General features: G+C 63.4%; 16 protein-coding genes and 1 riboswitch. Of the genes, 4 read left to right on the forward strand and 12 right to left on the reverse strand.

The window, feature by feature from the left end; all coding sequences use genetic code 11:
- Positions 1-57 precede the first annotated feature (57 nt).
- Together rapA and QOL81_RS13875 are read right to left on the reverse strand one after the other, a co-directional pair.
- Positions 58-2,964: an RNA polymerase-associated protein RapA gene (rapA, locus tag QOL81_RS13870; protein WP_060422435.1), complete on the reverse strand. Its 2,907-nt coding sequence runs from the start codon at positions 2,962-2,964 to the stop codon at positions 58-60.
- Positions 2,965-3,211: 247 nt separating this feature from the next.
- Positions 3,212-5,578, reverse strand: coding sequence for a DNA polymerase II (locus QOL81_RS13875; protein WP_283439889.1), 2,367 nt, complete (start codon positions 5,576-5,578; stop codon positions 3,212-3,214).
- 213 nt (positions 5,579-5,791) lie between these two features.
- On the opposite strand from QOL81_RS13875, the gene QOL81_RS13880 reads away from it, so the two are divergent.
- Entirely contained in the window at positions 5,792-6,565 is a 774-nt protein-coding gene (locus QOL81_RS13880; protein ID WP_049198144.1) for a DedA family protein, read from the forward strand.
- 29 nt (positions 6,566-6,594) lie between these two features.
- Here the strand turns inward: QOL81_RS13880 and ilvN are convergent, their stop codons facing one another.
- From ilvN to sgrR, 7 genes are all read right to left on the reverse strand, one after another.
- On the reverse strand, positions 6,595-6,888 hold the full coding sequence (gene ilvN, locus QOL81_RS13885; RefSeq protein ID WP_016929110.1) for an acetolactate synthase small subunit: 294 nt from the start codon (positions 6,886-6,888) through the stop codon (positions 6,595-6,597).
- Between the two features lie 3 nt (positions 6,889-6,891).
- Positions 6,892-8,586: an acetolactate synthase large subunit gene (ilvB, locus tag QOL81_RS13890; RefSeq protein ID WP_070915007.1), complete on the reverse strand. Its 1,695-nt coding sequence runs from the start codon at positions 8,584-8,586 to the stop codon at positions 6,892-6,894.
- 111 nt (positions 8,587-8,697) lie between these two features.
- Complete coding sequence (ivbL, locus tag QOL81_RS13895) at positions 8,698-8,811, reverse strand: ilvB operon leader peptide IvbL (RefSeq protein ID WP_154747116.1); 114 nt, start codon at positions 8,809-8,811, stop codon at positions 8,698-8,700.
- A gap of 88 nt (positions 8,812-8,899) precedes the next feature.
- Positions 8,900-9,604, reverse strand: coding sequence for a thiamine ABC transporter ATP-binding protein ThiQ (gene thiQ / locus QOL81_RS13900; protein WP_038873430.1), 705 nt, complete (start codon positions 9,602-9,604; stop codon positions 8,900-8,902).
- Positions 9,591-11,198, reverse strand: a complete 1,608-nt coding sequence (thiP, locus tag QOL81_RS13905) for a thiamine/thiamine pyrophosphate ABC transporter permease ThiP (RefSeq protein ID WP_038873432.1) — start codon at positions 11,196-11,198, stop codon at positions 9,591-9,593. Before thiP ends, thiQ begins: the two co-directional genes overlap by 14 nt.
- Entirely contained in the window at positions 11,174-12,160 is a 987-nt protein-coding gene (gene thiB, locus QOL81_RS13910) for a thiamine ABC transporter substrate binding subunit (RefSeq protein ID WP_060422445.1), read from the reverse strand. The genes thiP and thiB overlap by 25 nt, the downstream gene beginning before the upstream one ends.
- Positions 12,161-12,217: 57 nt before the next feature.
- Positions 12,218-12,336: riboswitch (TPP riboswitch) on the reverse strand.
- A gap of 37 nt (positions 12,337-12,373) precedes the next feature.
- Entirely contained in the window at positions 12,374-14,035 is a 1,662-nt protein-coding gene (sgrR, locus tag QOL81_RS13915; RefSeq protein WP_197757213.1) for an HTH-type transcriptional regulator SgrR, read from the reverse strand.
- Positions 14,036-14,125: 90 nt separating this feature from the next.
- On the opposite strand from sgrR, the gene sgrT reads away from it, so the two are divergent.
- The 3 genes from sgrT (at position 14,126) to QOL81_RS13930 (ending at position 17,267) form a co-directional block, all read left to right on the forward strand.
- Positions 14,126-14,299 carry a glucose uptake inhibitor SgrT gene (gene sgrT / locus QOL81_RS13920; protein ID WP_004932838.1) on the forward strand — a complete coding sequence of 58 codons (174 nt, stop codon included), beginning with the start codon at positions 14,126-14,128 and terminating at the stop codon, positions 14,297-14,299.
- Positions 14,300-14,453: 154 nt separating this feature from the next.
- Entirely contained in the window at positions 14,454-15,650 is a 1,197-nt protein-coding gene (locus tag QOL81_RS13925; RefSeq protein WP_283439890.1) for an MFS transporter, read from the forward strand.
- A 144-nt stretch (positions 15,651-15,794) separates the two neighbouring features.
- On the forward strand, positions 15,795-17,267 hold the full coding sequence (locus QOL81_RS13930) for a DASS family sodium-coupled anion symporter (protein WP_060422453.1): 1,473 nt from the start codon (positions 15,795-15,797) through the stop codon (positions 17,265-17,267).
- A 37-nt stretch (positions 17,268-17,304) separates the two neighbouring features.
- Here the strand turns inward: QOL81_RS13930 and leuD are convergent, their stop codons facing one another.
- From leuD to leuB, 3 genes are read right to left on the reverse strand one after another with little or no spacing between them, the layout of a single operon-like run.
- The gene (leuD, locus tag QOL81_RS13935; protein ID WP_060422456.1) at positions 17,305-17,907 is read right to left on the reverse strand and encodes a 3-isopropylmalate dehydratase small subunit; all 603 of its coding nucleotides are present in this window, start codon (positions 17,905-17,907) and stop codon (positions 17,305-17,307) included.
- Between the two features lie 9 nt (positions 17,908-17,916).
- Positions 17,917-19,317, reverse strand: coding sequence for a 3-isopropylmalate dehydratase large subunit (gene leuC / locus QOL81_RS13940; protein ID WP_048232639.1), 1,401 nt, complete (start codon positions 19,315-19,317; stop codon positions 17,917-17,919).
- A 1-nt stretch (position 19,318) separates the two neighbouring features.
- On the reverse strand, positions 19,319-20,410 hold the full coding sequence (gene leuB, locus QOL81_RS13945; protein WP_060440781.1) for a 3-isopropylmalate dehydrogenase: 1,092 nt from the start codon (positions 20,408-20,410) through the stop codon (positions 19,319-19,321).
- Between the last annotated feature and the right edge of the window lie 2 nt (positions 20,411-20,412).

A 20,412-nucleotide genomic window follows, 5' to 3' on the forward strand; every position in this document is an offset into this window, starting at 1 on the left:
CTTGGCTCCGCGATAAGGGCCGAACGGGGAGGCGGTTGCCTCCCCGCGTCGCGCCGGTTACTGGTGGGTGACCACCACCAGACGAATGGCGTCCAGGCGCCAGCCGGCTTCATTGAGGTTGGCCAGCACCTGACGGCGGTTGAACTCCAGCGCTTCGACTTCGTCGTCGCGGATGTTCGGGTTGACCGCCTTCAGCGCTTCCAGACGCGCCAGCTCGGCGCTCAGCTTGTCGTCCGCCTCTTGCTTCGCCTGTTCGATAAGCGTGCGCGCCTGCGCTTCCACCAGGCTTTCCGCCTGCTGCAGCATGGCGTGCACGTCTTGCTGCACGGCGTTGACCAGCTTGCTGGAGGTGTGGCGATTGACCGCGTTCAGCTGGCGGTTGAAGCTTTCGAACTCGACCTGCGCCGCCAGGTTGGTGCCCTTGCGGTCCATCAGCATGCGGATCGGCGTCGGCGGCAGGAAGCGGGTCAGCTGCAGGTGCTTCGGCGCCTGGGCTTCTACCACGTAAACCAGCTCAACCAGCAGGGTGCCGACCGGCAACGCTTTGTTTTTCAACAGGGACACTGCGCAGCTGCCGGTGTCGCCGGAGAGGATCAGATCCAGGCCGTTGCGGATGATCGGGTGCTCCCAGCTGACGAACTGCGCGTCTTCGCGCGACAGCGCCCGATCGCGGTCGAAGGTGACGGTGCAGCCGTCCTGCGGCAGGCCCGGGAAGTCCGGCACCAGCATATGATCGGACGGCGTCAGCACGATCAGGTTGTCGCTGCGGTCTTCCTGATTGATGCCGACGATGTCGAACAGGTTGAGCGCGAAGCCCACCAGATTGACGTCGTTATCCTGCTCGGCGATGGCGGCGGCCAGCGCCTGGGCTTTGTCGCCGCCGTTGGAGTGCATCTCCAGCAGGCGGTCGCGGCCCTGTTCCAGCTGCGCTTTCAACTGATCGTGCTGCTGGCGGCAGGCGTGGATGAATTCGTCGAAGCCTTCCTGTTCGGTCGGCGCGGCCAGATAGCCGATCAACTGCTCGTAGCAGCTGTCGTAGATGGTGCGGCCGGTCGGGCAGGTGTGTTCGAAGGCATCCAGCCCCTCGTGGAACCAGCGGCCCAGCACCGCCTGCGCGGTGTGCTCCAGGTAAGGCACCATGATTTGGATATCGTGCATCTGGCCGATACGGTCCAGACGGCCGATACGCTGCTCCAGCAGATCCGGGTTGAACGGCAGATCGAACATCACCAGCTGGCTGGCGAACTGGAAGTTGCGGCCTTCGGAGCCGATCTCGGAACACAGCAGCACCTGCGCGCCTTCCTCTTCGGAGGCGAAGTAGGCGGCGGCGCGGTCGCGCTCGATGATCGACAGCCCTTCGTGGAACACCGCGGCGCGGATCGCTTCACGCTCGCGCAGCACCTGCTCCAGCTGCAGCGCGGTGTCGGCCTTGGCGCAGATCACCAGCACTTTTTCGTTGCGGTTGGCCAGCAGATAGTCCAGCAGCCACTCGACGCGCGGGTCGAAGTTCCACCAGGTGGCGTTTTCGCCTTCGAATTCCTGGTAGATCTGCTCCGGGTACAGCATGTCGCGCGCGCGCGCTTCGACGGACTTCTTGGCGCCCATGATGCCGGAGACTTTGATCGCGGTCTGGTACTGGGTCGGCAACGGCAGCTTGATCTGGTGCAGGTTGCGGTGCGGGAAGCCCTTCACGCCGTTACGGGTGTTGCGGAACAGCACGCGGCTGGTGCCGTGGCGATCCATCAGCATGGAAACCAGCTCCTGACGCGCCTGCTCGGCGTTGTCGCCTTCGCTGTTGGCGGCTTTGAGCAGCGGTTCGATGTCCTGCTCGTCGATCAGCTCGCCCAGCAGGTTCAGCTTGTCATCGGCCAGGCGCTCACCGCTCAGCAGCAGGGTGACGGCGTCGGCCACCGGGCGGTATTTCTGCTGCTCGGCAACGAAATCGCCGTAGTCGTGGAAACGGCTCGGATCGAGCAGGCGCAGGCGCGCGAAGTGGCTCTGTTGGCCCAGCTGCTCCGGTGTGGCGGTCAGCAGCAGCACGCCGGGGATATGCTCGGCCAGCTGTTCGATCACCTGATATTCGCGGCTTGGCGCTTCTTCGCTCCAGGCCAGGTGGTGCGCTTCGTCGACCACCAGCAGATCCCACTGGGCGTCCGCCAGTTCTTCCAGGCGCTGCTTGTTGCGGCGTACGAAGTCCAGCGAGCAGATCACCAGCTGTTCGGTTTCGAACGGGTTGCTGCTGTCGAGCTTGGCTTCGGCGTAGCGGCTGTCGTCGAACAGCGAGAAGTAGAGGTTGAAGCGGCGCATCATCTCCACCAGCCACTGGTGCTGCAGCGTTTCCGGCACCACGATCAGCACGCGCTCGGCGCGGCCCGCCAGCAGCTGCTGGTGGATGATCATGCCGGCTTCGATGGTTTTGCCGAGGCCGACTTCGTCCGCCAGCAGGACGCGCGGCGCATGGCGCTGGCCGACTTCATGGGCGATGTGCAACTGGTGCGGGATCAGGCTGGCGCGCATGCCGCGCAGGCCGGCGAACGGCAGGCGATACTGCTCGCTCTGGTATTTGCGCGCGCGGAAACGCAGCGCGAAACGATCCATGCGGTCGATTTGGCCGGCGAACAGACGATCCTGCGGTTTGCTGAAGGTCAGCTTGCTGTCCAGCAGGACTTCGCGCATCGCCACGCCGCTTTCCTGGGTGTCCTGACGGGTGCCGATATAGGTCAACAGACCGTTTTCCTCTTTCACCTCTTCCACCTGCAGCTGCCATCCCTCGTGGCTGCTGACGGTATCGCCCGGGTTGAACATCACGCGGGTGATCGGCGAATCGTTTCTGGCATAGAGGCGGTTTTCACCGGTGGCGGGGAAAAGCAGGGTAATCATGCGCGCGTCCAGCGCCACGACGGTGCCCAGTCCTAATTCGCTTTCCGTGTCGCTGATCCAGCGTTGACCAAGAGTAAAAGGCATATATTGTCGGCTCGATTCTTTGTAAGTAAGTCTTGTTACCGGGCGGGAAGGGCCGCGGCACCTGTACTGAACGTCTGCTAATCCCGGTTTGTTTTAAATTTGACGGGCAATAGCCGTTCACGCCATGCAGACGTCGCGAGACGGCAGGGCTAAGCGTGGTTCAGTTTTGGGAAGGGCGCTATGGTAATGGAAGGCGGCGCGTTCGTCACCTGCAAAACCGGATGATTTTTCTTAACCTGGCGCAATCTCAAAACAGCCCCATCTGCCCGGTGACCAGCGTGGTGAAATCGTCGTGCAAGAAAGGGAGTATAGCGTCTGCCACCGGTTGCAGCTGGCGTTCGAGGTAATGCTGATAGTCGATGGGCGAATGGCGCGTTTCCAGCGGTTCCGGCCCGGCGACGGTCATCACGTAGCTGATCCAGCCGCCGTTCTGATACTGCAGCGGCCGCCCCTGGCTGCGGTTGTAGTCATCGGCGATGCGCGCGGCGCGGGCGTGCGGCGGCACGTTGCGCTGATAGTCGTCAAGCTTTCTGCGCAGGCGCTTGCGGTACACCAGCTGATCGTCGAAGTTGCCGTTCAGGGTTTTGCCGACGTAGTCGCGCACATAGTCCTGGTAGGGTTGCCGTTTGAAGATGCGCTGATAGAGCTGCTGCTGGAACTGCTGCGCCAGCGGCGTCCAATCGGTGCGCACCGTTTCCAGACCTTTGTACACCATCTCTTCCTCGCCGCCGGCGCGTGCGATCAGGCCGGCGTAGCGCTTCTTGCTGCCCTGTTCGGCGCCGCGAATGGTCGGCATCAGGAAGCGGGAATAGTGGGTTTCGAACTCAAGCTCCAGCGCGTTCTCCAGCCCGAACTGCTGCTGCAGATGCTGCCGCCACCAGGCGTTGACCCGCTGCACCAGCGCCCGGCCGATCTGCGCCGCCTGCTGCTCGTCATGCGGCTGTTTCAGCCACACGAAGGTGGAGTCGGTATCGCCGTAAATCACCTGATAGCCTTCGGCTTCGATCAGCTCGCGGGTTTGGCGCATGATCTCGTGGCCGCGCAGGGTGATCGACGACGCCAGTCGCGGATCGAAGAAGCGGCAGCCGCTCGATCCCAGCACGCCGTACAGCGCGTTCATGATGATCTTCAGCGCCTGTGACAGGGGCTTGTTGTGCTGGCGCTTGGCGGCTTCGCGCCCCTGCCAGATCTGCTCGACGATCGCCGGCAGGCAGTGTTTGCTGCGCGAGAAGCGGGCGTTGCGAAAGCCGGGCACCGAGTCGGCGTCGCTGGGGTGGCGCATGCCTTCCACCAACCCGACCGGATCGATCAGGAAGGTGCGGATGATCGACGGGTATAGGCTTTTATAGTCCAGCACCAGCACCGAATCGTACAGGCCGGGCTGGGAGTCCATCACGAAGCCGCCGGGGCTGTGTTCCTCCGGCTGTTCGCCGAGGTTGGGGGCGACAAAGCCCAGGCGATGCATGCGCGGTATATAGAGGTGGCTGAAGGCCGCCACCGATCCGCCGCTGCGATCGGCCGCCAGCCCGGTGACGGTGGCGCGTTCCAGCAGGAAGTTGAGCAGGTCGGCCTTGGCGAAGATGCGCGTCACCAGCTCGCAGTCCTTCAGGTTGTAGCGGGCCAGCGCCGGCTTGTCTTCGGCGAAGCGTCGGTCGATCTCCGCCATGCGCTGATAAGGGTTGTCGATCGCCTTGCCTTCACCCAACAGCGCCTGCGAAACGTATTCCAGGCTAAAGGAGGGGAAGTTCCAGGTGGCGGATTTCAGCGCTTCGATGCCGTCGATGATCAGGCGGCCGGCGGCGGCGGCGAAAAAGTGGTTCTGTTTGAAGCCGTGCTCGCGCCACTCCAGCAGGTTGCCGCCGCGCCCCAGCCGCAGCGGGATCTGGTAGCGTTCGGCGTGCTTTTGCAGCACCCGCAGATCGAACTGCACCAGGTTCCAGCCGATGATGGCGTCAGGATCGTGGCGCTCCAGCCACGCGTTCAACCGTTCCAGCAACTGGGGGCGGCTGGCGCAGTATTCCAGATCGAAATCCAGCGGCGCATCGCCGCCGTTGGCCGGCCCCAGCATGTAGACCTGGCGCTGGCCGCAGCCTTCCAGCGCGATGGAGTAAAGTTCGCCGTGGGCGGTGGTTTCGATATCCAGCGACACCAGTCTGAGCGTCGGGCGGTAGTCCGGCGCCGGCTTCATCTGGCCATTGAGCAACGGCCCATCGCCGTTGCCCTGGCCGTTGAACCACACCGGCGCGGTGATGAAGCGTTCCATCAGGTAGCGCTCGGGCGGGCGAATGTCGGCCTCGTAGACCGTAACGCCGCCTTCCCGCAGCAGCTTTTCCAGCTTGATGAGCTGACGGTGCTGGCGGCAGTACAGCCCCAGCATCGGGCGGTGATGAAAATCCGTCAGCGCCAGCGGTTTCAGTTCGACTTGCCGCTCTTCGCGCAGCAGCTGTTCCGCGCGCGGCTTTTGTTCGGCGGGGATAAACGCCACCGAGGTTTGCGGCGGTAGACGCAACTGACGCGGGCCCGCGTCGGTCGCCAGCCAAAATTCGACCTCGGTGCCGGCGGGCGTGTCGCGCCAGTGGCGAGTGAGCAGGAAACCCTGTTGCAGTGCTGTCATAACCCCTTCGTCTTCCGCCGGGCGGCGTGCGCGACATTCAGCGAGATGTCGGTTTTGGCGCTAATATAGATAAATTATAGTATGGGTTTTTATACAGTGATTGTCCATTGCCGTGCGGCGTTGCCAAATACGCATACAATTCATCGATTGACTCGTCTGCGGCTGCACTGGAAAATCCTTCGCCCGTTTGGCCGAATAATCCGCAGAGGTGTAATGGAAGCCTATTTACAAGATTTGATCACCCAGTCACTGGCTTTCACCCTGATGGTCGTCCTGCTGGTCGCTTTTCTCGAGTCGCTGGCGCTGGTAGGGCTGCTGCTGCCCGGCACGGTGATGATGGCCAGCATCGGCGCCCTGATCGGCAGCGGCAAGGTGGACTTCTACTACGCCTGGGCGGCGGGGATCGTCGGCTGCCTGCTCGGCGACTGGATCTCCTATTTCGTCGGCCGCGCCTTCAAAGGGCCCTTGCACCGCTGGTCGTTCCTGAAGAAGAACAAAGCGCTGCTCGACAAAACCGAACACGCCTTGCACCAGCACAGCATGGCGACCGTTCTGATCGGCCGCTTCGTTGGCCCGACGCGCCCGCTGGTGCCGATGGTGGCCGGCATGCTCGATCTGCCGCCGTACAAGTTTGCCTTGCCGAACATCATCGGCTGCCTGACCTGGCCGCCGGTCTATTTTTTCCCCGGCATCCTGGCGGGCGTGGCGATCGACATTCCCGCCGGCGCCAACAGCGCGATGTTCAAGTGGCTGCTGCTCGCCGCGGCGCTCACCCTCTGGCTGGCGGTGTGGCTGAGCTGGCGCTGGTGGCGTGAGGGCAAGCGCAACGCCGATCGGCTGAGCCGGTGGCTGACGCCGCTGCGGCTGCGCGTGGTGTGCGCCGTGAGTTGGCTGGCGGCGCTGGCGGTCGGTTATCTGCTGAGCCAGCAGCCGCTGATGCCGGTGTATCGGCACCTGTTGTGGCAGGTGCTGTCTGGGCAATCATAATGGATAGGGGGCGTCAGCCCCCGTTCGCCTTACTGGAAGAACGCTTCCAGCTGTTCAAATACCCGCACGTCTTCGCTGTGGCGCTTCACCTGCAGCACGTCTTCCAGCTTTTCTACCTGGCTTATCATTTGCTCCAGCCGTTGGTCGTCGGCGACCAGTAGCCAAATGCGGCTCTGCTGGCCATCCTTCAGCGGCAGACACAGAATGCCTTCGACGTTGAACGCGCGGCGAGCGAACAGCCCGCAAACGTGCGACATGACGCCGGGATGGTTGCGCACGGCCAGCTCCAGGATCACCTGGGGTTTATCTTGTGGTTGCAGCATGGCTTATTCTCCAATCATGTCGATGTTGGCGGCACCCGGCGGCACCATCGGGAACACTTTTTCGTTGATGTCGATCAGCGCGTGGATCAGGCAGGGGCCCGGGCGTTGGATCGCTTCGGCCAGCGCGGCCTGCGGATCTTCCGCGGCGTTCAAATCGCAGGTGTCCAGCCCGAATCCGGCGGCGATCTTCAGGAAATCGGTGCGCTTCGGATAGGCGGCGGCGAAGATGCGCTGCTGGTAGAACAGGGTTTGCTGCTGGTGCACCAGCCCCAGCGCCTGGTTGTTCATCAAAATGATTTTCACGTCCAGATCGTGTTCGACCGCGGTGGCCATTTCCTGAATGTTCATCATCAGGCTGCCGTCGCCGGAGAAGCACAGCACTTTACGCTCGGGCTCCGCCAGCGCCGCGCCGATCGCCGCCGGCAGACCGAAGCCCATGGTGCCCAGCCCGCCCGACGTCAGCCACTGGCGCGGCCGGCTCAGCGGATAGGCCTGTGCCACCCACATCTGATGCTGGCCCACGTCGGTGGTGATAATGGCGCTGTCGTCCACGCAGCGCGCGGCGGCCAGCACCAGGCCGTAATGGCTCAGCGGATCGTCGGCGTTCGGCATGTTGAACGGGAACTCGCGCTTCAGGTCGTTGACGGTGCTCAGCCACGCGCTGCGCGGCTGCGTGTCGATCTGCGGCAGCAGCTGTTGCAGTACCTGGCCGACGTCGGCATGGATCGCCACGTTGGCCTGTTTGACCTTGCCCAGCTCGGCGCGGTCGATATCCACGTGAATGATGGCGGCGTTAGGGCAGAACTGCTCGGTTTTGCCGATTGCCCGATCGTCGAAGCGCGCGCCCAGCACGATCAGCAGATCGGCCTCCTGCAGAATGAAGTTGGTGCTGCGCGCCGCGTGCATGCCCAGCATGCCCAGCGACAGCGGGTGTTCCACCGGCATCGCCCCCAGCGCCATCAGCGTCATGGTGGTAGGCAGACCGGCGCGTTCGGCCAGTTCCAGCGCCTGCCGATGAGCGTCGGCGCAAATGATGCCGCCGCCCAGGTAGAGGATCGGGCGTTTCGCCTGGTTGATCATCGCGGCGGCCTGCGAAACCAGCGCCGGATCGAAGCTCGGTACGGCGTCCGGCACGGCGATCGGCGGCAGCTCTTCCAGGGTGATGGTGGCGGTCTGCACGTCTTTCGGCACATCGATCCAGACCGGGCCGGGGCGGCCGGACTCGGCGATGCGGAACGCGTCGCCGATCACCTGTGGCAGTTCGCGGATATCGCGTACCAGATGGTTGTGCTTGGTGATCGGAATGGAAATGCCGTAGGTGTCCACCTCCTGGAAGGCGTCGGTGCCGATCATCGAGGAGGGCACCTGACCGGTGATGCACACCAGCGGAATGGAGTCGAGCTTGGCGTCGGCGATGGCGGTGACCAGGTTGGTGGCGCCCGGCCCGCTGGAGGCGATGCACACCGCCGCTTTGCCGTTGGCGCGCGCCATGCCCTGCGCCATAAAGCCCGCGCCCTGTTCGTGGCGCGCCAGCACGTGGTGAATGCGGGTGCTTTGGCTCAGCGCGTCATACAGCGGCAGCGCGGCGCCGCCGGGGATGCCGGCGACGGTGGTGATGCCCTGACGCTCCAGCAGATGAACGATCAATTGTGCGCCGGTGAAGCTGGTGCCCGGCTGAGGCGTGCCCGAAGTTGCCATGTTCCTGTCCTTTCTCAAGGCCGGTGAGCTTTTCTGGGCAGGGTGCTAAAACAAGAAACCCCGCCCGGTTTGCGCCGGCGGGGTTTGGGAATCGATGCGTTGATTCGGACCCTACGGCGCATTGCCGACGACCACCACCACACGCACGACGACCACCGCGGCTGGTAGCGCGGTAACTAGTAGGGTCGAAGTCAGCGAGGATGCGATCACAGGGAACCTTATCATCAGTAAAAAAAGTCAGGTTTTTATAAAAACACAGGCGCAAAATTCGCACAACAGGTTTATTGCCGCAGCATAAAAAACGCGCGTCAGATCACGCTTTACCCGAAATGCCCAGCACGCGCGCTTCGGGCGCGCTGCCGTCCAGCAGGGCCTGCGTCGGGCCGTCGTAGTAGATGCGCCCGTCGACCACCAGCAGCGTGCGCGGCGCGATGCGCGCGGCGTCGTCGAGGTTGTGCGACACCATCAGCAGCGTCAGGTTGCGCTGTTCGCACACCGTCTGCAGCAGTTGCAGCATCTCGTTGCGCAGCGCCGGATCGAGCGCCGAGAAGGGCTCGTCGAGCAACAGGATCGGCCGTTGGCGAATCAAACAGCGCGCCAGCGCGGCGCGCTGACGCTGACCGCCGGAAAGCTGCGACGGCAGGCGCTCCAGGTGCTCCTCCAGACCGACCTGACGGGCGATATGCGCCCGCTGTTGGCGCTGCTGTTCAGTCAGGCGCAGACCGGGATCCAACCCCAGCCCGATGTTCTGCGCCACCGTCAGGTGCGCGAACAGGTTGTTCTCCTGAAACAGCATCGACACCGGCCGTTTGGCCGGCGGCGTGGCGGTGTGGTCTTCGTCGTTCAGCAGCAGCCGGCCGCTGGCCGCCGGCAGAAAACCGGCGATTAAACTCAGCAGGGTGCTTTTACCGGCGCCGCTGGGGCCGAGCACCGCGACGCGCTCGCCCGGCTGGATGCGCAGATCAAAGCGCATCGGCAGGTGTTCGTACAGATAGGTCAGTTTTTCAAGCGTCAGCATGGCGCCCCGGTAAGCGTTCGATCAGGGTAAACAGCAGGAAACACAACAGCAGCAACAGCAGCGCGGTCACCGCCCCGTCGTTGCTGCGGTAGGCGCCAATCTGCTGATACAGGTAAAAAGGCAGGGTACGGAAATGCTCGTTGCCAAACAAGGCGACCACGCCGAAATCGCCGATCGACAGCACGCAGGCGAAGGCCAGCGCCTGCGCCAGCGGGCGGCGCAGCGCGCGCAGTTCGATCAGCCGCAGCCGTTGCCAGCCGTGGATATCCAGCGACAGGCACAGCGGGTTGTAACGTTCGGCGAGGTCGCGCATTGGATTCTCCAACACCTTCAGCGCATAGGGCACCGCCATCAGCGCATTGGTGAGGATCACCAGCGCATAGGGCGACTGCGGCAGCCCGATCGTATCGCTCAGCAGCAGGAAGAAGCCGGTGGCCAGCACGATGCCCGGCATCGCCAGGATCACCATGCCGCTCAGCTCCAGCGCCTGGCCGCCGCGCAGGTGCTGCCGCAGCTTCAGCTCGCGGCTGCTCCACAGCAGCATCATCGTGAGCGCCACGCACAACAGCCCGGCGCCGAGGGCGATGCGCAGCGACGTGAACAGCGCCTGCCACAGCACTGGCTGGCGCAGCACGCTGACGACGGCCTGATTGGCGCCGTCGGCGATCACCGCCAGCAGAGGCGGCAGCAGCAGCAGCAGCGCGGCGGCGATCAGCAGAAAATCGCCGACGCGCCGCCACAGGCTGTCTTCCGGGTTACGCCAGCGCTGGGCGTGGGTATGGCCCACCGGCAGCGCCTGGCTCAGCCGCTGGCTGATCAACACCAGCCCCAGACAACAGCTTAACTGGATCAGTGCCAGCATGGCGGCGCGGCCCAGATCGTAGTCGTAACTCAGCGCCTGATAGATCGCCAGTTCGATGGTGGTGGCCTGCGGCCCGCCGCCCAGCGACAGCACGGTGGCGAAGCTGGCGAAGCACAGCATGAAGATCAACGCGCCGCTCGGCAGGATCTGGCGGCGCAGCGCCGGCCATTCGACGAAGCGGAACTGCTGCCAGCCATTCATGCCCAGCTGGGCGGCCAACTGGCGCTGCTCCACCGGGATATTCTCCAGCGCCTGCAGCAACAGGCGGGTGGCCAGCGGCAGGTTAAAGAACAGGTGCGCCAGCAGAATGCCCTGCAGGCCGTAGGGCGAGAAGCCATACTCGACGCCCAGCCAGCCGCACAGCGTCGCCAGCCAACCCTGGCGCCCATAGACGCTGAGCAGGCCGAACACCGCCACCAGCACCGGCAGCACCAGCGTCATGGCGCACAGCCGCAGCAGCAGCTGCCGGCCGGGGAAGCGGCGGCGATAGAGCGCGCGCGCCAGCAGAACGGCGGGCAGCACCGAAATCAGCGCCGACAGCAGCGCCTGCCAAAAGGTGAAGCGCACCACGTGCCACAGGTAGCTGTCCTGCCACAGGCCGCGCCAGTCGCTGTCCGGCGCGTGACGCCACAGCGAGCCCATCGCCAGCGCGGCGACCAGCAGGATCACGCCGGCGGCCAGCAGCCCCGGCCAGAGCCAGCGGGGGATCAGCGGCTGACGGCGGTTTGCCATGCCCGGATCCAACCGCCGCGTTGTTTGGCCACCTCTTCGGCGCTGTATTGCAACGCGGTATGCGGCACGTTCATCTGCTCAAAGCCGACGGGCAGTGGGGTGTTGATCACCGGGTACATCCAGTTGCCGGTCGGGATGGTGTTCTGGAAGGCCGGCGTCACCATGAACTGCATGAAGCGCTCCGCCAGCTCAGGCTGTTTGGCGGCCTTCAGCTTGCCCGCCACTTCCACCTGCAGGTAGTGCCCTTCGCTGAACGTGGCGGCGGCGTAGAGATCTTTTTTCTCTTCGATCAGGTGATAGGCGGGAGAGGTGGTGTAGCTGAGCACCAGATCGCCTTCGCCTTTCAGGAACAGGCCGTAGGCTTCGCTCCAGCCTTTGGTGACGGTGACGGTCTTCTTCGCCAACTGCTGCCAGGCGGCCGGCGCCTTGTCGCCATACACTTTTTGCATCCACAGCAGCAGGCCGAGGCCCGGCGTGCTGGTGCGCGGATCTTCGTAGATCACTTTCCAGTTGCGATCGCTGCTGACCAGCTCCTGCAGGCTTTTTGGCGGGTTCTTCAGTTTTTCTTTGTTGTAGACGAAGGCGAAGTACCCGTAGTCGTAAGGCACGAAGGTCGCGTCCTGCCAGCCGCCCGGCACCGTCAGTTTGGCGGTGTCGACGTCGCTCGGCGCGAACAGGCCGGTTTGCTGCGCCGCCTGCAACAGGTTGTTGTCCAACCCCAGCACCACGTCGGCGGCGCTGTTCTTGCCTTCCATGCGCAGGCGGTTCAGCAGCGAGACGCCGTCTTCCAGCGCGACGAACTTCAGTTCACAGTCGCACTCGGCTTCGAAGGCTTTTTTTACCGCCGGGCCAGGGCCCCAGTCGGCGGCGAAGGAATCGTAGGTGTAAACCGTCAGCGTCGGCTTGGCGAACACCGGCGCGGCACACAGCAGCAATAAGCAGGGCAGATATGTTTTGACCACGTTGCACTCCTGAAAAATAAGGGGGCAAGGGCATCTGAGGGGGCGAGGCGGCGTCGCCGGTTCGCTGGGCTCAAATCCCTCCGCCGGTATTGACCGGATCAGGTTCGACGGGTGTGCTCTCAGCGGAAAATCGGGCTTATCACGCGGCCCGACTTACCGCACCCCGTTGAGACGGCGCTATTGTAAAGATTAACCGACCCGGGCGAAAGGCGCTTATGCCTCCGGCGGGGCAAACCAGGCGGACTTGAAGTCGAACCAGCCGAGGGTGTTCATCCGCACGCCGCGCATGCTGCGCTGGCCGTGCAGCTGCAGCCAGTGGTGGAACAGCGGATGCAGCTGGTGGTCGCTGACCAGACGCTGGCAGAACTCGGCCAGCGGCAAGCGGTTGGCGCGCCACAGCGCCGCGTCCTGCGCCAGATCTTCGTTCATGCAATGCTGCATCAGCGGCAGTTCGTACAGCGTGGCGAACAGCGAAAACTCCAGCGGCAGATAGAAGTTGGCGCTGCCGAGCCACAGATCGCTGCGCGCGTCGCCCTGGTGCCAGGTGGCGTAATCCACGCTTTGCACGATCAGGCGGATGCCGTGCTGTGCCAGCAGCGGTTCTATCGCCTGGCGGATGGCGTGAAACTCCGAATGTTCATTGAAGTGGGTCATCGTCAGTTCGGTCAGGCCCGCGGGCTTGGGCTGCTGCGCCAGCGTGCGGTTGTGGTGCCAGCGCGGCAGCAGGCCGTACGCCGGCGACCAATAGCGCTGGTAGAGCGGCCCGGCGTGGCTCAGCAGCGAAATGGGGTTGATCAATTCGCACAGCCAACTGCGAATGGCGGGGTCGGCGGCCAGCGGAGAACGCTGATCGAACAGCAGGAAATAGCAACCCTCTTCCAGCCGGCTTTCCAGCTCGCTGTTGCCGGTTTCATCGCCCTGCAGCTGCACGCCGGAGTGCACCAGCTCTTCGGAAAACTCCGGCAGCACCCAGATGTTCACCTCGTCGATCAGCGCCCGGTAGCCAAAATAGTCGTCGAAGGCGTGGATCTTCATCTGGCTGGGAAGGTTGCGCACCACGCGGTAGGGGCCGGTGCCGACCGGATGGCGGGCGAAATCCGGCAGTTCACGCCATTCGCGCGGCAGGATCATGGCCTGCACGCTGCCCAGCAGCCAGGGCAGCCAGTGGTCGGGGCTGCGCAGCTGCACGTCGATAACGAACGGCGTCGGCGAGGTGACGCTCTCGATATGCGAGAACAGCGGTTGCGAGGTCAGTCGCGAAAGGGAAGTGATGACGTCTGCCATCTCCAGCTCGCGGCCGTGATGAAAATGGATCGCCGGGCGCAGGTAAAACCGCCAGTGCAGAGGCGTCAGCGCCTGCCAATGGTGAGACAGATCGGACTCGAGTTCCCCGTTTTCCTCATTTATGCGCGTCAGGCCGTTGAAGATCTGGCGCGCCAAATGGGTCTCCGAACGCCGCAGCGCCGAGCCGGGCAGCAGGTTGTACAGCTGCCGGTAGTAGAGCACCCGCAGGATGTGTTTACCCTGGCGGAAGCTGCGCCCCAGCTGCGACAGCAGCATCTGGCGCACCACGTTTTTGTCGCCCACCAGCTGCACCAACTGATCGATGCGGTCCTGCTCCAGCAGCTCCTCGGCCCGCTGTTGCTGCAGCGCCAGGCCGGTGTAGTGGAACGTGAGCCGTGAACGCTTGCCGCGCCCCGACTCCGCCTGCCAGGTGAGCCAGCCTTCCCGCTGCATGGCGCTCAGCAGGGAGCGCACGTGGCGCCGCGAGCAGCTGAGCACCTCCGCCAGATCCTGCAGCGTGGTGTCAGTGGTTTCACCGTGACAGCGCTGCCACAGGCGGATGAACTGCTGCTGCAATCGGGACGTAGACATAAAAGAGGAACGCTCCTGCCTCAACTCGTCAATTTTTCTTTCCCTATATTACGCCGATAATTTTCATCAATGAAAGGGGAGGGCGTAATCATGAAAGCTTTCTTATCCAGACAGTTCTATCAACGCTATTTCAGCGCGGTGCGCCGCCAGCGCGCCGACTGGCTGAGCGTGGTGCCCGAACAGGCGCGGCTGGCGATGCTGGCGCACCTGACCCAGTGGGATATCAAAGAGATGACCGATAAGCAGTATCGCGAGCACCTGTAAGGGCGGCGGCAACCAATTTCTGAGTAATGGTGCTGTTTCACCAGCCAGTGGGGCGACCCACTGGTTTTTTTATGCGTGGTCATGGCGATATGCTTGCATTTTTCTCGCCGTGACCTAAGGTTCATTCTTCTGCTTTAAGGTCAGGGAAGACGATATGCAACGCCTGAGCCGGTTGTCACTGCGCATCAACCCCATCTTTGCCGCATTCCTGCTGATCGCTTTTCTCTCCGGCATCGCCGGCGCGTTGCTGACGCCGACGCTCAGCCTGTTTTTGACCTCCGAGGTCAAGGTGCGGCCGCTGTGGGTCGGCCTGTTTTACACCGCTAACGCCGTGGCCGGCATCGTGGTCAGCTTCCTGCTGGCCAAACGTTCTGACACCCGCGGCGACCGGCGCAGGCTGATCCTGCTGTGCTGCCTGATGGCGGTCGGCAACTGCCTGCTGTTCGCCTTTAACCGCGATTACCTGACGCTGATCACCGCCGGGGTGTTGATGGCGGCGATCGCCAACACCGCCATGCCGCAGATCTTCGCCCTGGCGCGGGAATACGCCGACAGCGAGGCGCGTGAAGTGGTGATGTTCAGCTCGGTGATGCGCGCCCAGCTTTCGCTGGCCTGGGTGATCGGCCCGCCGCTGTCGTTTGCGTTGGCGCTGAACTACGGCTTTACCGTGATGTTCCTGATCGCCGCCGCCACCTTCGCGGTTTGCGTGCTGCTGGTCGGATTCATGCTGCCTTCGGTGCCGCGCGCGGCGGATGGCGAAGGGTTGCGGGAAGGCGCTTCCGCGCCGATTGCGCCCGCCAGTGCCTGGCGCAATCGCGACGTGCGCTGGCTATTCATTGCCTCAATGCTGATGTGGACCTGCAACACCCTGTACATTATCGACATGCCGCTGTATATCACCGCCGATCTCGGCCTGCCGGAAGGGCTGGCCGGGGTGCTGATGGGCACCGCCGCCGGGCTGGAGATACCGGCAATGCTGCTGGCCGGTTATTACGTCAAACGCTTCGGCAAGCGCAACATGATGCTGCTGGCGGTGGCGGCGGGCGTGCTGTTTTATCTCGGGCTGATAGTGCTGGCGGCCAAGCCGGCCCTGATCGCGCTGCAGCTGCTCAACGCGGTGTTTATCGGCATCGTCGCCGGTATCGGCATGCTCTATTTTCAAGATTTGATGCCGGGCCGACCGGGCGCCGCCACCACGCTGTTCACCAACAGTATTTCGACCGGGGTGATCCTGGCCGGGGTGCTGCAGGGGGCGCTGGTGGAGAACTTCGGTCATGGTTCGGTGTATTGGATGGCGGCGCTGTTGGCGCTGGCAGCGCTCTGGATGAGCGCCAAAGTGCGTGAAGTGTGAGGTCAAACGGCGGCATTCTTGATGCAAGTCATTGAGAAGGCTGAAACGGACGCCCAAGCTGAAGGCATATGGAGCGCGATCGTTGCGCCCACGCCCGTCTCGCTATTGAGACGCCGCCTTGTTGTTTAGAACAGTGGGAACGTTATGGATAAACTCACACCGCTCAAACCGCTTCCTTCCCTGTGCGCCCTCGCCGCCACGCTGATTATCTGGTTCCTCATTCCCGTGCCGGAGGGCGTTGCACCCAACGCCTGGCAGCTGCTGGCGCTGTTTATCGGCACCATCATCGCCATCATCGGCAAGGCGATGCCGATCGGCGCGGTCTCGGTGATTGCCATCGCCCTGGTGGCGGTGACCGGCGTCACCAACCCCGGCAAGCCGGGCGCCGCGCTGGACGACGCGCTCAGCGGCTTTTCCAACCAGCTGATCTGGCTGATCGGTTTTTCGATCATGATCTCCCTCAGCCTGAACAAAACCGGGCTGGGCGCGCGCATCGGCTACTACTTCATTTCGCTGTTCGGCAAAAAAACGCTGGGTATCGCTTATGCGCTGACGCTGGCGGAAACCACGCTGGCGCCGGTGACGCCGAGCAACACCGCACGCGGCGGGGGGATCATTCACCCAATCATGAAGTCGATCGCTGACAGCTTCGGTTCCAAACCCGAGCTCAATACCTCCGGTAAGATCGGTCGCTATCTGTCGCTGGTGAACTACAACATCAACCCGGTCACTTCGGCGATGTTTATCACCGCCACCGCGCCTAACCCGCTGATCGTCAGCCTGATTGCCAAAGGCACTCACGGCAGCTTCGAGCTGTCCTGGTCGATGTGGGCGGTCGCCGCGCTGGTGCCGGGGCTGTGCTCGCTGATCGTGATGCCGTTGGTCATCTATCTGCTGTACCCGCCGGAGGTGAAAAGTACCCCGGACGCGCCGCGCTTCGCGCGCGAAAAACTGCAGGCGCTGGGGCCGGTGACGCTGCCGGAGAAAATCACCCTCGGGGTGTTCGCGCTGCTGCTGGTGCTGTGGGCCGGCATCCCGGCGATGATCTTCGGCCCGGTGCTGGCGGTCAATCCCACCACCGCGGCGCTGATCGGCCTGGCGGTGCTGTTGGCCACCGGCGTGCTGAGCTGGGAGGATGTGCTCAAGCATAAAGGTGCCTGGGACACCGTGGTGTGGTTCTCGGCGCTGGTGATGATGGCCAGCTTCCTCGGCAAGCTGGGGCTGATCGGCTGGCTGTCGCAAACCGTGGGCAACGGCATCGACCATATGGGCATGAGCTGGGTGGGCGGCACGATCTTGCTGACCCTCATCTATTTGTATTCGCACTATTTCTTCGCCAGCACCACCGCGCACGTGACGGCGATGTTCGCCGCCTTCTTCGCCGCCGGCATCGCGCTCGGCGCGCCACCGGCGCTGCTGGGCCTGATCCTGGCGTTCTCTTCCTCGCTGATGATGTCGCTGACGCATTACGGCACCGGCACCGCGCCGATCATCTTCGGCTCCGGCTACGTGACGCTGGGGGAATGGTGGAAAGCGGGGCTGGTGATGAGCGTGGTTAACCTGCTGATTTGGATGTTGATCGGCGGAGCGTGGTGGAAACTGTTGGGCTACTGGTGAGGAAAAAATTCACCCGCCGGGCGGCGGGTGAAGGGGATTAATTCAGAAACGCCGGCTGCTGCGCTTCGTAGCGGGAGATGTCCGCTTCGTGCTGCAGCGTCAGGCCGATGCTGTCCAGCCCGTTGATCATGCAGTGGCGGCGGAAGCTGTCGATTTCGAACGGATAGCTTTTGCCGCCGGCGTTGACCGTCTGGTTCTCCAGATCCACCACGAACTCCGTCCCCTCGTTAGCGCCGACCAGGTTGAACAGCTCATCCACCTGCTGCTCGCTCAGCGTCACCGGCAACAGCTGGTTATTGAACGAGTTGCCGTAGAAGATATCGGCGAAGCTTGGCGCGATCACCACTTTGAAGCCGTAATCGGTCAGCGCCCAGGGCGCGTGTTCGCGCGAGGAACCGCAGCCGAAGTTCTCGCGCGCCAGCAGGATGCTCGCGCCTTTATAGCGCGGTTTATTCAGCACGAACTCCGGGTTCGGCTGTTGGCCGGCGTCGTCGAGGAAGCGCCAATCGTTGAACAGGTGCTGGCCGAAGCCGGTACGGGTCACCTTCTGCAAAAACTGCTTGGGAATAATGGCGTCGGTGTCGACGTTGGCCGCATCCAAAGGCACCACTAAGCCGGTATGTTGAGTAAATTTAGCCACGTTAGCCCCTTAGTGAATATCACGGATGTCGGCGAAGTGACCGGCGACGGCGGCCGCGGCGGCCATCGCCGGGCTGACCAGGTGGGTACGCCCACCGCGGCCCTGACGCCCTTCGAAGTTACGGTTGCTGGTGGATGCGCAGCGCTCGCCCGGATTCAGGCGGTCGTTGTTCATCGCCAGGCACATCGAACAACCCGGCAAACGCCATTCGAAACCGGCTTCGATAAAGATTTTGTCCAACCCTTCGGCTTCCGCCTGGGCCTTCACCGGGCCGGATCCCGGCACCACGATGGCCTGCACGCCGCTGGCGACCTTGCGCCCCTTGGCGATCGCCGCCGCCGCGCGCAGATCTTCGATGCGTGAGTTGGTGCAGGAGCCGATGAACACTTTATCGATCGGCACGTCGGTCAATTTGATACCCGGTTTCAAATCCATGTAGGCCAAGGCTTTTTCCGCAGAGGCGCGTTCGACCGGATCGCTGAACGATTCCGGCGCCGGGATCGCCTGATTGACGGCGATCACCTGGCCGGGGTTGGTGCCCCAGGTGACCTGCGGCGCGATCTCTTCGGCGTGCAGCGTCACCACGGTATCGAATTGGGCGTCGGCATCGGACTTCAGCGTGCGCCAATAGGCGACCGCCTGCTCCCAGTTTTCGCCGGTTGGTGCGAACTGGCGCCCTTTCAGGTAGGCGAAGGTGGTGTCGTCCGGTGCGACCAACCCGGCCTTGGCGCCCATTTCGATCGCCATGTTGCACAGGGTCATGCGGCCTTCCATGCTCAACGCTTCGATTGCCTTGCCGCAGAACTCCACCACGTGGCCGGTGCCGCCGGCGCTGCCGGTTTTGCCGATCACCGCCAGCACGATGTCTTTGGCGGTAATGCCCTCGGCGGCGTCGCCGGTGACTTCAATCTTCATGGTCTTGGCGCGGCCCTGCTTCAGGGTCTGGGTCGCCAGTACGTGTTCCACCTCGGAGGTGCCGATGCCGAACGCCAGCGAGCCGAAAGCGCCGTGGGTGGCGGTGTGCGAGTCGCCGCAGACGATGGTCATGCCCGGCAGCGTCATGCCTTGCTCAGGCCCGATCACGTGTACGATGCCCTGGAACGGGTGATTCAGGTCATACAGCGAAACGCCGAATTCCGCGCAGTTCTTGATCAGCTCCTGCATCTGGATGCGCGCCATTTCGCCGCTGGCGTTGATGTCTTTGGTCTGGGTCGACACGTTGTGATCCATGGTGGCGAAGGTTTTGCCGGGCTGGCGCACCTTGCGGCCCATGGCGCGCAGGCCGTCGAACGCCTGCGGCGAAGTGACTTCGTGCACCAGGTGACGGTCGATATACAGCAACGGCGTTTCGTTCGGCGCTTCGTGCACCACGTGGGCGTCGTACAGCTTCTGGTATAAGGTCTTGGCCATGTTATGCCCCCTGAGCTACAAAGCGAGCGATGATGTCGCCCATTTCATCGGTGCTGACGGCTTTGCCGTCACCGGCCAGATCGGCGGTGCGGTAGCCCTGTTCCAACGCCTGGTTGATGGCGCGCTCCACGGCGTCGGCCGCTTCATCGGCGCCCAGGCTGTAACGCAGCAGCAGGGTGGCGGACAGGATCTGCGCAATCGGGTTGGCGATGCCTTTGCCTGCAATATCCGGCGCGGAACCGCCCGCCGGTTCGTACAGGCCGAAGCCTTGCTCGTTCAGGCTGGCGGACGGCAACATGCCCATCGAGCCGGTGATCATCGCGCATTCGTCGGACAGGATGTCGCCGAACAGGTTGGAGCACAGCAGCACGTCGAACTGGGACGGATCCTTGATCAGCTGCATGGTGGCGTTGTCGATATACATGTGCGACAGCGACACGTCCGGGTAATCCTTGGCGACCTGATTGACCACCTCACGCCACAGGATGGAACTCTGCAGCACGTTGGCCTTGTCGATCGACGTCACCTTGTTACGGCGCTTGCGGGCGGATTCGAAGGCGATGCGCGCGATGCGTTCAATCTCGAAACGGTGATACACCTCGGTATCGAAAGCGCGCTCCTGCATGCCCTGGCCTTCGCGGCCCTTTGGCTGGCCGAAGTAGATGCCGCCGGTCAGTTCGCGCACGCACAGAATGTCGAAGCCGCGGGCGGCGATGTCGGCGCGCAGCGGGCAGAATGCCTCCAGCCCTTGATACAGGCGCGCCGGGCGCAGGTTGCTGAACAGCTTGAAGTGCTTGCGCAGCGGCAACAGCGCGCCGCGTTCCGGCTGCTCGGCCGGCGGCAGGTGTTCCCATTTCGGGCCGCCTACCGATCCGAACAGGATGGCGTCGGCCTGCTCGCAGCCGGCGACGGTCGCCGGCGGCAGCGGGCTGCCGTGGCGATCGATGGCGATGCCGCCGACGTCGTATTCGGCAGTGGTGATGCGAATGTCAAAGCGTTGACGCACCGCGTCCAACACTTTGCGCGCCTGAGCCATTACTTCCGGGCCGATGCCGTCTCCGGGCAAGACGGCAATGTGATAAGTCTTCGTCATGT

Source organism: Serratia sp. CC22-02 (assembly GCF_900182895.1).
GTDB lineage: Bacteria > Pseudomonadota > Gammaproteobacteria > Enterobacterales > Enterobacteriaceae > Serratia > Serratia nevei.